We start from the raw sequence: 14,918 nt of genomic DNA on the forward strand, positions 1-14,918 counted from the left end.
TGTTAACTACTTATCTTAGGCTAGACTTATGAGTAAAATTGTTGAACTTGATGACTTTGAAATAACCTCAGATATTTCTGGTATCGAGGTAGAGTACTATGCGGTTTTTTTCTTCTATATAGTTGAGTGGGCTTATTCAAGAAAACTGCTTTCAGATGAGTTAGAAACTTATGATATTTTTATTAATGATATAAAGCGAGTAAGAAATAAAGAAATAGATTGCTTTGATTTTTTATCAAAGCAACTAGATTTCAAACTTTGTACTAGTTTTTTTTTAAATGACATTATTGCTGAGTTTGTTGATCTTTACATTAGTATTGATTATTATCCTCATCTTGCTAAACATATGTGGCATGGTGGTGGATTATGGATTCAAATTGAATTAATTACGAATACTTATAAATCTATGGAAAGCAAAGCCTTAATGGAAGATATAGATAATACGTTCAAATTATTTTTAGAGATTAATCATCCTGATAAAGTTGATGACTACTTTCCAGTAAAGTATAAAAGATAATGTTTAGCTCGCGTAGGCTGGGCTTTTAGCCCAGCAAAGCTATGACGAAAAAAATCAACCTTAAACTATCTATCATAACTTACTTCAATTTTATCAATATCCGCTCCACCCCAGTCAGATGAATAAACTCTGATAAATAATTCAAGTCTATGCCACAAAAGCAACTTTCACTACCATTATCCAAAGTTTGCGTAGGGTGCGCCTCGCGCACCAATTAACTCGTAAATGGTGCGCGAGGCGCACCCTACTACTCTTATATAAATGAGAGTAAGAGCCGCACTATTCCTAAATGGTGGATAGTGCTCTGTTTATTACTAGGTATATTTTGGGGGATATTTGAAGGGTAACTCAGATATTAGCGCGTAGGGTGGGTTAGTTTTATCAAACTCTCGCAGAGAGTGCGGATAAAACGTAACCCACCATTTAATTTTTCTAGCATGCGGTGGGTTACGCTAGCGCTAACCCACCCTACACAAAGCTTTGTTTTCTAATAATAAAGAAAGTCCAAACCATGACCAATAGCCGCAAGCACATAAGCTCACCGCTAGCCTCGACTGCAGCGGTATCCTGCTGAGCTGGGCGAGTTGTGAGGGCTAGGTTTTGGGATGGCTCGCAGAGCAGGAGACACCTCAAACCGTAGCCCTCACCTCGCGCAGATGAGCATATACAAGCGCAAGGCGGGAATGGCTACTGATAATATCAATTGTGTTCAATATGCAACCCCTAACTCTGCCTCAGCCCCAAAATCGGAATGACTAAATCCTCTTCATCAGTTAAATGCTGCTGAAGTAAATCGGTCACTTTGAATAGCGTGTCGTGCAATTCCTTAGCCAGCGCCTTGTCCTCACCCTCACTTTTCGCCAGCGCATCGTTTTGAATTTGCAATTTATCCAGTAGCGCATTGAGATACTCATGGTCATGACCTAATACCTCAAACCCTGCCTGTAGCTGCGGATACAGGCTCACAAACTCAGGGAAGAATCCTTCGTCCTCGACCCCATGATGCTGATGCAACTTTAGGGTATGCATATTGATGCGTTTAAGGATTTGCGAGCGATACTCTGACCAATCAAACTCGCCGTTTTGATAGGCGTCACTGATTTGCATCAATATACGTTGGCGTTTGCGTATATTGGTATGCACCTTTAGCCAGCCTGAGGTCTTGTAGGCGTAATCTGCGTCAAACCATTGATCAGGCGGCAGCTTGTTATACAGAAACAACCAGTCCGCCTCAAGGCGACTATCGGGGTGACGCGGCGTGATGCTAAATAAATCATCGTCGCGCTCTTGCTGGCTTGTGTCGTTGGTCGCTGTGGTCATTGGCTCGCTCTCATTTTTATTATTCATACTCGGTTTAATGCTTACGTATATGGTGGTTTTGCCATGTGATTTATAGAGTGGTTAAAGCAAAAGTCTTTTCGGTTATGGGCAACAATAAAATCTTACGTAGCGTTTTAGCATTTAATCAGTAACACAACCCTACCTTACAACATGGCAATGGCTCATTTATAATGAGTTGTCTTAGCCAATCTTGCCTCTATGTTATGAGTAAAAAAGTCAGCCTAATATTTCCGCATCAGCTATTTGCCAACGTGAGCCTTTGGCAGGATGTGTGCTACCTAATTGAAGAGGATTTGTACTTTACCCAGTATCCCTTTCATAAGCAAAAGCTAGTACTGCACCGCGCGAGTATGAAAGCTTATGAGCAAACTCTAAAGGACGCGGGCAAAACCGTACACTACATCGAATCCGCCCATAAACACAGCGACTGTCGTAAGCTGGTTGCGAGCTTTGTCAGCAGCAAAAACGATGCTGACAATGATGATGCTATTGCAAAAATTTATTGTATTGATCTGGTCGATGACTGGCTGCGTATGTACGTCCAGCAGGCCGTACTAGACGCTGATATCGACTTTGATTGTTCGCCAACGCCGATGTTTTTGAACCCTTTGCCTGTCTATTGCGAGTTTTTTCGCGACAAACGCCTGTTCCATCATGACTTTTACATAGAGCAGCGCAAACGTGAAAAAATACTCGTTGATGACGATGATGATCCTATCGGCGGACAGTGGTCGTTTGATGAGGACAACCGCAAAAAATACCCACGTAAAGAGACGCCGCCTGCGCTTGACTTTCCTAAGTTAACTGAGCGTTACAAGGAAGCGATAAGCTACGTTGAAGACAATTTTGGCAGCCATTATGGCGAGGCCAATCCTGACTTTCGTTATCCGACCACTCATGACGAGGCGGAGGTGTGGCTTGAGAACTTTTTAGCGACACGCTTTAAAGACTTTGGTAAATATGAAGACGCTATCGTCGCAAGCGAGCATGTACTGCATCATAGTATTTTGACGCCAATGCTTAATACGGGTCTGCTCACCCCTGAGCAAGTGGTGACGCGCACGCTTGAGATTAGCGAGGAATACGATATTCCGATTAACTCGTTAGAGGGCTTTATCCGCCAGATTATCGGCTGGCGCGAGTTTATGTACGGACTCTACGAGTATATTGGACGCAAACAGCGCAGCAGTAACTTTTGGGGCTTTACGCGTAAGATACCGCCCAGCTTTTATACCGGTGATACGGGTATCATGCCCATTGATACGACGATTAAAAAAGTGCTGAAAACAGGATACGCGCATCACATTGAGCGCCTCATGATCTTTGGCAACTTTATGCTGCTCTGTGAGTTTGATCCTGATGAGGTCTATCAGTGGTTTATGGAGCTGTTTATCGATGCTTATGATTGGGTGATGGTGCCTAATATCTATGGCATGAGTCAGTTTGCCGATGGCGGTCTGATGGCGACCAAACCCTATATCAGCGGTAGTAACTATATTAATAAAATGAGCGATTATCCCGTCAAGTCCAAAGGCGAGCTTGTCGAGTGGGCGGCTATTTGGGATGGGCTGTTTTGGCGCTTTATGCATGTACATCGCGACTTTTTTGCAAAGAACCCGCGTATCGGTATGCTGCTATCCATGTGGGATAAGATGGATAAAAACCAGCAAAAAGAGCACCTAAAAAATGCCAATGAGTTTTTAGCGCAATTAGATAAAGAAGTTTAAAAGAACGCAAATTTAAGTAAGACAAGGATAGCTATGTTTACCGAATTTAAAGCCAGCGGTGCGCGGGCGACAAGTAAAATCCCGACACCCAAGATCATCTTTTTTGATATCGATGATACGCTTAGCCGTAAAGGCATCATTGCTAAGCATAATCAAGCGACGCTTGAGGCGCTAGCTCATTCTGATGTCAAACTTGTCATCTCGACAGGGCGCTCAAAAGCGATTTTGCCGCCTGATATCTTGGCGCTACTAGAGGCCAACGTACTCGATTCGATCATCTGTATGAATGGTCAATATAGTTTTGATAATCATAATAGAATCAGTCACTATCCCTTGTCGAATAAGCAAACAACCAAAATTGTAGAGCTGTGCCAAGCCAGCGATTTGATACACAAGTTTGATTCAGCGACCCATATCGCTTGGTCGGATGAAAATGAGCGCTTGCGTGAGTTTAATGCGCGTACGCCAAATTCTATCGTCGATCCCTTTTATCACCAGACCAGTGAAGTCTATCAGTGCTCAGTATTTTTTAATAATCAGCAAGAGAAGATGCAAGAAGTCGACTTTGCCAAGTACGATCTCAAGCTCGTGCATTGGCACAATACGGGCGCAGATATCTTGCCGATTGAAGCCTCAAAAGCGCGCGGTATTTTGGATGTCTGTCAGCATTACGGCGTTGATGCTAGTGAATGTATGGCGTTTGGTGACGGTTTTAATGATTTAGAGATGTTTGATCTGGTAGGCTTTGCGGTGGCGATGGGTGACGCACAACCTGCCTTGATTGAGCGCGCAGACTTTGTCACAGGCACCATTGAGGAGCGCGGCATTCAGTCGGTACTTGAGCGTTTGGATATGGTGTCTTAACCCCGCACCAATCCATAGAGCCAACTGCCAAGCTTATACCCTATGCCGATGACCACTACAAACACCACAATGGCTAAGATATAAGCCAACCAATCAGGCACGCCGCTTAGCCAGCCAATGGTAAATACAGTGCCTAAGTAGGCCTCCATAGGCCAGTTAATAATAGAGGCGGACGTGCTGGCATTAAGCAGGGCAATTAGAGCGATAAGCCCAATTATGGCAGTGAGTATGCCTGCGCGTTGGCGGTTGTTCATAGTATTTCTCTTTAAATATCGGTTCCAGATACTTTTGGTTGTTAGTGATTTTTTCTTAGTGATTCTAACTTTTAACGCTTTTTAACCTTAAAACTTCTTAATTGAAGGCTTTAAGGCTTTTAAGGCATAGTCAAACCGCCATCAACGGCAATAGATTGTCCAGTAATTGCTGCGCTCAAATCAGACGCCATTAGCAGTACTGCATTAGCAAAATCAGCAACTGAGGTGGCTTGACGTAGCGGCGTGGTGGTGGCGATATAATCAAAGACTGCTTCAGTCGTGAGGCTGCTAGCATCCGTCGTTTTTAGGAGACCACCTGCGAGCAAATTAACTCGAATACCATGCGGGCCAAGCTCGCTTGCTAAGTTACGCGTTAGTCCAACCAGCGCAGATTTGGCTGTGGTGTAATCATAGTAAGTCACTACTGGGTTATAGATTAGATTGGTTGAGATATTGATAATCTTACCCATGTGCTGCGCTTTCATCTGCGGCAGTACCGCTTGTACGGTATTGACCGCGCCTTTGACGATACCATCGATTTGCTGTGAAAAATGCGCCCATTTTACGGTTTCGATACTGGTATAGTCAGCACTTGGGTCAAACTGATAGTGAGGCAAAGCATTATTGACTAAAACATCGATACGCCCATAGCGCTTGCTGACCTCCTCTGCCATGGCTTTGACTTCTGCCAGCTCAGTGACATCTGCTTGATAAGCAAAAGCATGCCCGCCTACTGATATAATGTCGGCGACGACTTTATCAGCGGCGTCTTTACTGCTCAGATAATTGACGCATACACGAGCGCCAGCAGCGGCCATTTGCTGCGCGATTTTTGCGCCAAGTCCGCGACTACTACCAGTAACTATGACTACCTTATCCGTCAACAATTGCGGCATTGTCAGTTGAGAAACGGTCGACTGCGAAATCATAGTCGATTGAGAAGTCATAGTGGGTTGCGTCTGAGCCATAAGAGTATCCTTTATGGTAAAAAACAAAAGTAGAAAAATCAAAGATGGGTAAAATGTTAGCAATCATATCATAACTCATGGCTTTCTCTTTTATGCCATCTTTTACCTTATAGCCTGACATTTAATCAAAGCCTGTTGAAAATAGCTGATTTTATCGTTACCCTTTAAAACACGTTAAGTTATGACCATAACAGTATCATTGCTGATACTTGCCACGTGTCTCAATATTTATTTGTCTGACTTTAGGAGCACTATTTTGACTCAACTCTCTGCCTTGAACACCAATACCGCCATGCAAGCCACCAAACGCTCAACACGTAAAGTAATGCCGAAACTGCTGCTTAGTGCTGCCGTTGCTTTGGTACTTGCCAGCTGTAGCAACTCAGATACCGCTGCCACCGACGGCGCGCCGAGTAGTGATGTGACGCTCAATCTGTATAACTGGTCTGAGTATATGCCGCAAGAGATTTTGGATGGTTTTGAGGCTGAGACAGGTATCTCTGTGAATTACACCACTTTTGACTCCAATGAGGCAATGTATGCCAAGCTCAAACTGCTCGATGACTCAAGTCAGTATGATCTTGCCGTACCGTCAACGTACTATGTCGAAAAAATGGCAAACGAAGGGCTATTACAAAAGATAGATCAGTCAAAACTAAGCAACTTTAGCAACTTGGATACCTCATTCACTAATACAAAAGTCGATCCAGACAACAAATACTCGATTCCCTATATGTGGGGCAGCACTGGCCTTGCCATCAACGGTGATAGCGTCGATCCTGCCAGCGTTAATAGCTGGAATGATTTATGGAAGCCTGAGTATAAAGATCAGGTCATGCTTACCAATGACGTGCGCGAAGTATTCGGTATGGCGCTATTGACCCTTGGCTACTCAGGCAATAGCAGCAATCCTGATGAGATCAAAGCCGCTTATGAGAAGCTGACCACGCTCATGCCCAACGTCAAAACCTTTAATTCTGATGCCACTCGCATGCCCTATATCGAAGGCGAAACCAATCTAGGTATGACTTGGAATGGTGAAGCGGTCATGGCGAATGATGAAGGTCTGACCAGCTTGGTTTATAAGTATCCGTCTGAGGGCGCTATTCTTTGGATGGATAACTTTGTCATTCCCAAGAACGCTAAACAAGTAGACGCCGCGCATCAATTCATCGATTATCTATTGCGTCCTGAGAATGCCAAAATCGTCAGCGAAGAGATTGGTTATGCGTCACCCAATAGCGCTGCACGTGAGCTGATGGATGAAGGCGTACGCAATAACCCAACGATCTACCCCTCTCAAGAAGTGCTTGCCAAAGCGGAGTTTCAAGAAGACGTCGGTGACGACGCCTTGCAAGTGTATCAGCAGTATTGGGATATGCTAAAGACAGGTCGTTAATCGCTGCACTGTCATTAATCGCTGCACTAGTTATTCAGCGATAAAAAAACGCTATCGAGCAATCGGTAGCGTTTTTTTACAGAAGTGACAAAAGTTTAAAGGGTTAAAGGGTCAATAATTATAAATGCAGATCAGTCTCGCCGCCATGCGCTTCAATACGACGTTTTTCGCGGCGCTGATACCTAAGACCTGAAGCGGCAAACCACTGCGCATTGGTTTTTTCGAGTAGATCGCTTAAACGCTGCAATTGTATTTGCAAGGTTTGTGTTAACCAAAAATACCCTTGCCACTCAAAGGCTAGATGCTGCACGCTTGGGTATTCTGAGACCTCGATACGCGTAATCGCACGAAACGACTCATCGCTTGGGCTACGTAGTACCGCGGCTATGTTTTGCATAGCATGAGTGAGCTCGTGCTGATAGTGCTTGAGCAAAATATGATTATCCTCATCGATCTCAATACTAGCCAAACGCGGCGCGGCAGTTAGCAGTAGATCAATCGTTCCAATGATATTGCGATGAGTGCGCTGAATGGTTTCGATGGTTTTTTTGTCGATACCTGACTCGCTCATAGTAGCGGCCATATGCGGGCGGACAGCTAGCAGACGCTTATTGATCGCCTTTAGTGCTTTGGGCAAGGTATCATCAACGGGTATATCTACCACTTTGTTTGCGCTATAGGTGAGATTTAGCGGATCGGTCTTCGTAATGGACGTCGTAATGGGCTCAAAGGTTTGATGAACCAGCGTATCAGCACCGACATGATCACCGACTCCAGCGTACAGGTCACTACAGGCCTCAAGGTTGGTCGCCAATAAGAACCGCCACATCAAGGTTGACTTGAGCGGTAGTACTAAAGTTGCCGCGACTGCCACTAGCGTACCAATCAAGATATTAACAGCGCGGAACATCCCGTCCTGGGTGATATTGCTTTGATCAGGACTTGAGACAATCATCAGCATAGTGATGCCTGTTAATAGTCCAATATAACCGAGCTGCTTGACTGCTACATAACCAATAATGCCGCTGATAATGCCAATCAACATATAATACAGCCATAACCAAGCGCCCATATCTTGACTAAGCCACAAAAACACCAAACCAACAGCTACGCCAAGCAAAGTGCCGAGCACCCGCTCTTTGGCTTTGGTATAAATAGCACCTTGATATTGCAACAAGCCCAAGATGACAAACACGGTGATGGTCGTCCACTCGCCGTGTGGTAGACGCGTGAATTCATTTAGTATCAGCGCTATTAGTACTGCTGTGCCCAAACGTATAGCGTGCAGTACATCAGCATGTTGGTAGCGGGCATACGGCTCAACGAGAGGGGCGGTGACCCGTTGCCAAATAGTCGGTTTCACGCGGGATACTCTTTTGTCATGACAGGTTGTAATAGACATTATCTACTATCTACGTCTAACTTGACCATAAAAATAACGCCTTTTACCTTTTTATAGATAAAAGACGTTAGGGTGAACTCAGGCCTGATATTTAGACCTCCAAATAGTCCAAGATACCTTCAGCCGCTTCGCGTCCTTCCCAAATCGCCGTTACGACCAAATCAGAACCACGAACCATATCCCCGCCTGCAAATATTTTTGGGTTTTTGGTTTGAAATTTAAAGGTTTGCTCCTCTGGCGCAACGACAAGTCCTGATTGACTCATCGCCACTTGCTGACCTTCGAACCAATCTGCTGGGCTTGGGCGAAAACCAAAGGCCAAGATGACTGCATCACAGGGGATGATCTCTTCTGAATTTGGAATAGGCTCAGGGCGACTGCGACCACGGTTATCAGGCGCGCCTAATTGCGTAGTGACGACTTTGACGCCATTCACTTTACCATTTAAGCCAATAATTTCAGTCGGCTGACGATTAAATAAAAACTCAACGCCCTCCTCACGCGCGTTAATGACTTCGCGGCGCGAGCCTGGCATGTTCTCCTCATCACGGCGATAGGCACAGACAATTTGCTCGGCACCTTGACGAATGCTAGTACGGTTGCAATCCATCGCCGTATCACCGCCGCCGAGCACCACCACGCGCTTGCCTTTGAGATCAATATATTCCTCTGGGTTTTTCTCCCAGTCGTTGCAGCGATTGACGTTAGCGATCAAAAAATCAAGAGCATCATGAACGCCTTCTAGCTCTTCACCAGCAAAACCGCCGCGCATATAAGTATAAGCGCCCATACCCATAAATACCGCGTCATAATCCTGCATAAGCTCATCGATACTGACATCAGTCCCAATCTCTGTCTCCAAGCGAAACTCCATACCCATGCCTTCAAAGATCTCGCGGCGATTGCGCATGACGTCTTTTTCCATCTTGAACTCTGGAATGCCAAAGGTTAATAGGCCACCAATCTCAGGACGCTTATCAAAAAGTACTGGCTTAACGCCGTTTCTCACCAAGATATCTGCGCAGCCAAGGCCAGCAGGCCCCGCGCCGATAATGGCGACCTTTTTATCCGTCCAGACGACATTGGACATATCAGGACGCCAGCCAAGAGCAAAAGCGGTATCGTTAATGTACTTCTCAACATTACCGATAGTGACTGCGCCAAAGCCGTCATTGAGGGTACAAGCGCCTTCGCACAAACGATCTTGCGGACATACGCGCCCGCATACCTCAGGTAAAGTATTGGTGCGATGACATAGCTCAGCGGCTTGAAAGATCTGTCCTTCGGTCGCAAGTTTGAGCCAATTGGGAATGTAGTTGTGTACCGGACATTTCCATTCGCAATAAGGGTTACCGCACTCAAGACAACGATGCGACTGCTGAGCGATTGACTCACTCTCGATAGGATTGTAGATCTCAACGAACTCTGTTGCTCGGGTGACGATGTCTTTTTTGGTCGGCTCAAGCCTCGGTACTTCGATAAACTGATAGTTATTGTCTAAGCGTTTTGCCATGATAAAATCTCTTGATTAGTGGGCGATGACTGTAATCGTTTTCGGTTAATAAAGATGCGATAAAAGTCATCTGCCTGCTTAAAACATTGAAGCGTCTTTTGTACTCAAAATAACGCGACTACTGCGGGTCTGCCATGGTCGTTTTGAGTAAGTTTGCGATACTGGCAGCCTTAGGCTTGACCAAGTAAAACTTACGAACATAATGCTCAAAATCAGCTAGTATGGTTCGGCCCCAAGCGCTGCCTGTCTTATTGACATGGTTTTCGATGACCTTTTGCAGATGAATACGGTGGCCTTCAGTCTGCTCACTTGAGATGCGGTTGAGATCAATTAGCTCATGATTACAGCGATCAAAGAAGTCGCCTTCCATATCGAGCACGTAAGCGAAACCGCCTGTCATACCTGCGCCAAAATTAAGACCTGTTTTGCCAAGGATAGTCATAATACCGCCTGTCATGTACTCACAGCAATGATCGCCTGTGCCCTCGATGACTGCATGAGCGCCCGAGTTACGTACACCAAAGCGCTCGCCTGCGGTGCCAGCAGCATAGAGCTTGCCGCCTGTCGCGCCGTATAGACAAGTATTACCTATAATAGCCGTATCCTGCGCGGCGAAACTCGAGTCTTTTGGCGGATAAATAACAATCTCGCCACCAGTCATACCTTTGCCGACATAGTCATTGGCATCACCTTCAAGCTCGATATTGAGACCGCCTGCGTTCCAGACGCCAAGGCTCTGACCTGCGGTACCCGTCAGATGCAGCTTAATTGGCATATCACTCATGCCAAGATTACCCCAAACCTGCGCAATCTCGCCTGAAATACGCGCGCCGATAGAGCGATCACAATTGCCAACGTAATAGCTGTAATCCCCGCCCGTGCCTTTACGGATAGCGAGCATCATATCTTTAATCATTTGCTCAGCAAGCAAGCCTTTATCAAACGGCTCGTTACGCTCGACCTGACAAGTCTGCGGCATACCGCTGCTGGCAGGGTGACTAAATAATAACGGTGATAAGTCAAGATGACGCTGTTTATCCGTATTGCCTTCTAACACATCGAGCAAGTCAGTACGCCCGACCAGCTCTTCCATGCTACGTACGCCAAGCGCCGCTAGCCACTCTCGCGTCTCTGTTGCGACGAACTTAAAGAAGTTGATTAGCATCTCAGCTTCGCCAATGTAGTGCTCATCGCGTAGTTTAGCCGTTTGCGTCGCCACCCCTGTTGGGCAGTTATTTAAATGACAAATACGCAAATACTTACAACCTACGGCAATCATCGGCGTGGTACCAAAACCAAAGCTCTCAGCACCCAATATGGCCGCTTTGACGACATCCAGTCCCGTCTTGAGACCACCATCGGTCTGTACGCGGACTTTATGACGCAGGCCATTGACTCGTAGCGACTGCTGAGTTTCAGCAAGTCCTAGCTCCCACGGCGAGCCTGCATGATGAATAGATGACAGCGGTGACGCTGCTGTACCACCATCATAGCCTGAGATGGTAATCAGATCCGCATAAGCTTTGGCAACGCCTGTGGCAATTGTACCCACGCCTGGGCGCGAGACGAGTTTGACAGAGACCAGCGCATCAGGATTAACTTGTTTAAGATCAAATATGAGCTGTGCTAAATCCTCAATAGAATAAATATCATGATGCGGCGGCGGCGAGATTAGCGTCACCCCTGGTACAGAATAGCGCAGACGCGCAATCAAAGCGTTGACCTTACCGCCTGGCAGCTGACCGCCCTCGCCAGGTTTTGCGCCTTGAGCTACTTTGATCTGCATAACCTCAGCTGAGCGCAAATACGCGGGCGTCACCCCAAAACGACCCGAGGCCACTTGTTTAATCTTTGAATTACGCAAAGTGCCGTAACGTACTGAATCCTCGCCGCCCTCACCTGAGTTTGAGCGACCGCCAATAGTATTCATCGCCATCGCTATTGACTCGTGCGCCTCAGGGGATAACGCACCAAGAGACATGCCAGCGGAGTCAAAACGCTTGAGTATTAACGCGCTGTCCTCGACCTCTTCGACATCGATGCTGTTACTGGTATTGAGCTGTAGCAAGTCACGCAAAGTGGCGACGGGGCGATTATTGACAATATCTGCATACTGACGGTAATTCTCATAATCCCCTGTACGAACGGCGGTATGCAAGCTGTTGATCACATCAGGGTTAAAGGCGTGATACTCTTTATTAAAGACAAACTTAAGCAGACCGCCTTGATCGAGTGGCGCTCGGCGTTTAAAGGCATTGGTTGCCAATTGAGCTTGATCAGCGGCTAAGTCCTCAAAGGTTGCGCCTTTGATACGGCTTTGCACGCCTTTAAAGCACATGGCAACCACTTCCTCAGACAGACCAACCGCTTCAAATAACTGCGCGCCGCGATAAGAGACGATCGTTGAGATGCCCATCTTGGATAAGATTTTGAGCAAGCCTTTATTCAAGCCCTTACGGAAATTAACCCGCGCTTGAATAGGGTCGCCCAATAGCTCTCCAGTTGCGACCAAATCATCGATAACATCATACGCCAAATACGGATAGACGCATGTTGCACCAAAACCGATTAGTACTGCAATATGATGCGAATCTCGTGCAAGACCTGTTTCAATAATTAGGTTGGCATCGGTACGAATGCCTTGAGCGATGAGGTAATGATGTACTGCGCCTGTGACCATAATCGCATTAGCAGGTACTTTGCCTGCGTCAATTGCTTTGTCTGATAAGACAATCAAGGTGTTGCCTGCTCGCACCTTGGCTGCTACTTGCTCACAAATAGCAACAATAGCTTCTGATAGTGTCAGATTGCGATCGTAGTTAAGATCGATGCGCGCCATCTTAAAGGCGCCGTCCTCTAAATGTTCAATCTGATGCATTTTGCTCGCTGAAAGCACTGGTGATGACAGTACAATGCGGTGCGCGTCTTTGGCTGATGGCGCAAACACATTGGTCTGCGCACCAAGGCAAGTCTGTAGCGACATGACGATAGATTCGCGTAGCGGATCGATCGGTGGATTGGTGACCTGAGCGAACTGCTGACGGAAAAAGTCTCCCACATGGCGTATCTGCTGTGATAGCACAGCCATTGGCGTATCGTCACCCATTGAGCCGACTGGCTCTTGACCATTTTCAGCGTTAGGGCGGATGATTTCGGTACGCTCTTCATTAGTGATGTGATACATTTTTTGTAGTGCTTTAAGGCTATCGCCGCGACAAGCTTTGGCAGCCAACTCTTCTTCTAAGCGCTCGTCATCACGAATGCGCGTCGCCTCCTCGCGTAGCCATTTACGGTAGGGGTGAGCTTTTTTAAGTAAAGTCGCTATGGCTTTGGTATCGAGTATTTGACCGGTCAATGTATCGATGACCAGCATCTGACCAGGACCGACGCGTCCCTTTGCCAGCACGTCTTTGGGATCGTAATCCCAAACGCCAATCTCAGAGGCCACGGTGATATAGCCGTTCTTAGTCGTCACCCAGCGCGAAGGACGCAGACCGTTACGATCAAGCATACAAACCGCGTAGCGACCATCTTGAATCACAAGACCAGCAGGCCCATCCCATGCTTCCATATGCTGCGAGTAAAACTCATAAAACGCGCGCAGATCCATATCCATGCTATCAACATTTTGCCATGCTGGTGGCACTAAGATAGACATCGAGTGAAACAGATTCATACCGCCTGACATCAATACCTCAAGCATATTATCAAGGCTTGAAGAATCAGACCCTGTGCTATTTACTAGCGGGGTCAATTCGTTTAGGTTGGGCAGCTTATCTGATTTTAGCTTTGGCGTACGTGCTTCAGACCAGTTACGATTGCCTGTGATAGTGTTGAGCTCGCCATTATGAGCCAAGTAACGAAACGGCTGGGCTAGAGGCCAGCGCGGCAACGTATTGGTCGAAAAGCGCTGATGGAAAACGACGATATGCGATGCCAAACGCGTGTCTTGCAAATCTAAAAAGAACGCGGGCAGATCTGAGGGCATGACCAGACCTTTATAGATAATCGTCTGACAGCTCAATGAGCAAACATAAAACAGCTCATCATCACTTAGGCGCTGCTCTGCTTTTTTACGAGCAACGAACAGTTTACGGTTAAAGTCATCAGGGCTTAACGTGTCAGTAGCATTTACAAATATCTGCTTAAAGTCAGGCAATGTCTCACGGCCGATTTCACCGACAATATCCAAATCAGTAGGTACATCGCGCCAGCCTGCAACTCTAAGTCCCTGCGCTTCAATTTCTTCAGCGAGTACTTGCTGACTGTGCACAGCTTTGGTCTCATCGAGACTGACAAATACCATACCGACAGCGAAGTTATCGCTAATAGCGAAAGCTTGCTCAGTTGCGATTTGTTTAAAAAACTCAATCGGTTTGGCAAGTAAAAGACCACAACCATCACCCGTTTTACCGTCAGCCGCAACGCCGCCGCGATGGGTCATACAGCTTAAACTATGAATGGCTGTTTTGACCAAATCGTGGCTGGCTTGCCCTTCAATATGAGCAATCAAACCAAAACCACAGTTATCAGAGAAGTCATCTGGCGTCGCCAAATGTGTATGGGAGGAAATCATCAACATAGCTTGTCCTTTTAAGTAAGCAGACAGCTCATGCATCCAATGCGGATCATAAGCGGATGCCCGAAGGCAGAACGGGCTGGCAGGTAATATTCTTATAACCGAATTAATAAATGGCGTGATGCGCTGTAAATGTATTTATATAAGCCAAAGTCTTATGTGGTCAGTAAGCGATTGTCATTCTTTGACTGCTATTGTAAGTACATAAAGCTTGAACGTCATTATAGCTTATCAAACTGTGCGGCCTGATAAAAACCCTTGACCGGTAAGACATAAAGATATGGTTTTATTCACATTTAAGGATAAACCTTTCTTTATATTACTAATTTTAGTGCTCTTTATTTTAATGAATGC

The 14,918-nt window shown here is 46.1% G+C and carries 10 protein-coding genes; 4 read left to right on the forward strand and 6 right to left on the reverse strand.

Translation table 11 applies throughout. The features are described from left to right. Positions 1-28: 28 nt before the first annotated feature. Positions 29-517 (forward strand): hypothetical protein, encoded by a 489-nt coding sequence (locus tag ACR64J_RS10695; protein ID WP_435949674.1) that lies wholly within the window; start codon positions 29-31, stop codon positions 515-517. Between the two features lie 723 nt (positions 518-1,240). On the opposite strand, the gene ACR64J_RS10700 is transcribed toward ACR64J_RS10695, so the two are convergent. Next, a complete protein-coding gene (locus tag ACR64J_RS10700) occupies positions 1,241-1,864 on the reverse strand; it encodes a hemerythrin domain-containing protein (RefSeq protein WP_435949675.1) in 624 nt (207 codons plus the stop codon). Positions 1,865-2,061: 197 nt separating this feature from the next. Here ACR64J_RS10700 and ACR64J_RS10705 point away from each other — a divergent pair, with 197 nt between their 5' ends. Next, positions 2,062-3,585: a cryptochrome/photolyase family protein gene (locus ACR64J_RS10705; RefSeq protein ID WP_435949676.1), complete on the forward strand. Its 1,524-nt coding sequence runs from the start codon at positions 2,062-2,064 to the stop codon at positions 3,583-3,585. Between the two features lie 33 nt (positions 3,586-3,618). Further along, positions 3,619-4,449 (forward strand): Cof-type HAD-IIB family hydrolase, encoded by an 831-nt coding sequence (locus ACR64J_RS10710; RefSeq protein WP_317199241.1) that lies wholly within the window; start codon positions 3,619-3,621, stop codon positions 4,447-4,449. On the opposite strand, the gene ACR64J_RS10715 is transcribed toward ACR64J_RS10710, so the two are convergent. Continuing rightward, positions 4,446-4,703, reverse strand: a complete 258-nt coding sequence (locus tag ACR64J_RS10715) for a hypothetical protein (protein WP_435949677.1) — start codon at positions 4,701-4,703, stop codon at positions 4,446-4,448. The genes ACR64J_RS10710 and ACR64J_RS10715 overlap by 4 nt on opposite strands. A gap of 119 nt (positions 4,704-4,822) precedes the next feature. Continuing rightward, positions 4,823-5,671, reverse strand: coding sequence for a 3-oxoacyl-ACP reductase (locus ACR64J_RS10720; protein WP_435949678.1), 849 nt, complete (start codon positions 5,669-5,671; stop codon positions 4,823-4,825). Between the two features lie 256 nt (positions 5,672-5,927). On the opposite strand from ACR64J_RS10720, the gene ACR64J_RS10725 reads away from it, so the two are divergent. Further along, positions 5,928-7,070 (forward strand): ABC transporter substrate-binding protein, encoded by a 1,143-nt coding sequence (locus ACR64J_RS10725; RefSeq protein ID WP_435949679.1) that lies wholly within the window; start codon positions 5,928-5,930, stop codon positions 7,068-7,070. 118 nt (positions 7,071-7,188) lie between these two features. Here ACR64J_RS10725 and ACR64J_RS10730 read toward each other — a convergent pair whose 3' ends face one another. The 3 genes from ACR64J_RS10730 to gltB form a co-directional block, all read right to left on the reverse strand. Next, the gene (locus ACR64J_RS10730) at positions 7,189-8,433 is read right to left on the reverse strand and encodes an FUSC family protein (protein WP_435949680.1); all 1,245 of its coding nucleotides are present in this window, start codon (positions 8,431-8,433) and stop codon (positions 7,189-7,191) included. Between the two features lie 130 nt (positions 8,434-8,563). Further along, a complete protein-coding gene (locus ACR64J_RS10735) occupies positions 8,564-9,985 on the reverse strand; it encodes a glutamate synthase subunit beta (RefSeq protein ID WP_317199246.1) in 1,422 nt (473 codons plus the stop codon). 118 nt (positions 9,986-10,103) lie between these two features. Continuing rightward, positions 10,104-14,567 (reverse strand): glutamate synthase large subunit, encoded by a 4,464-nt coding sequence (gene gltB / locus ACR64J_RS10740; RefSeq protein WP_435949681.1) that lies wholly within the window; start codon positions 14,565-14,567, stop codon positions 10,104-10,106. Between the last annotated feature and the right edge of the window lie 351 nt (positions 14,568-14,918).

The organism is Psychrobacter sp. DM8, assembly GCF_051307025.1.
GTDB lineage: Bacteria > Pseudomonadota > Gammaproteobacteria > Pseudomonadales > Moraxellaceae > Psychrobacter.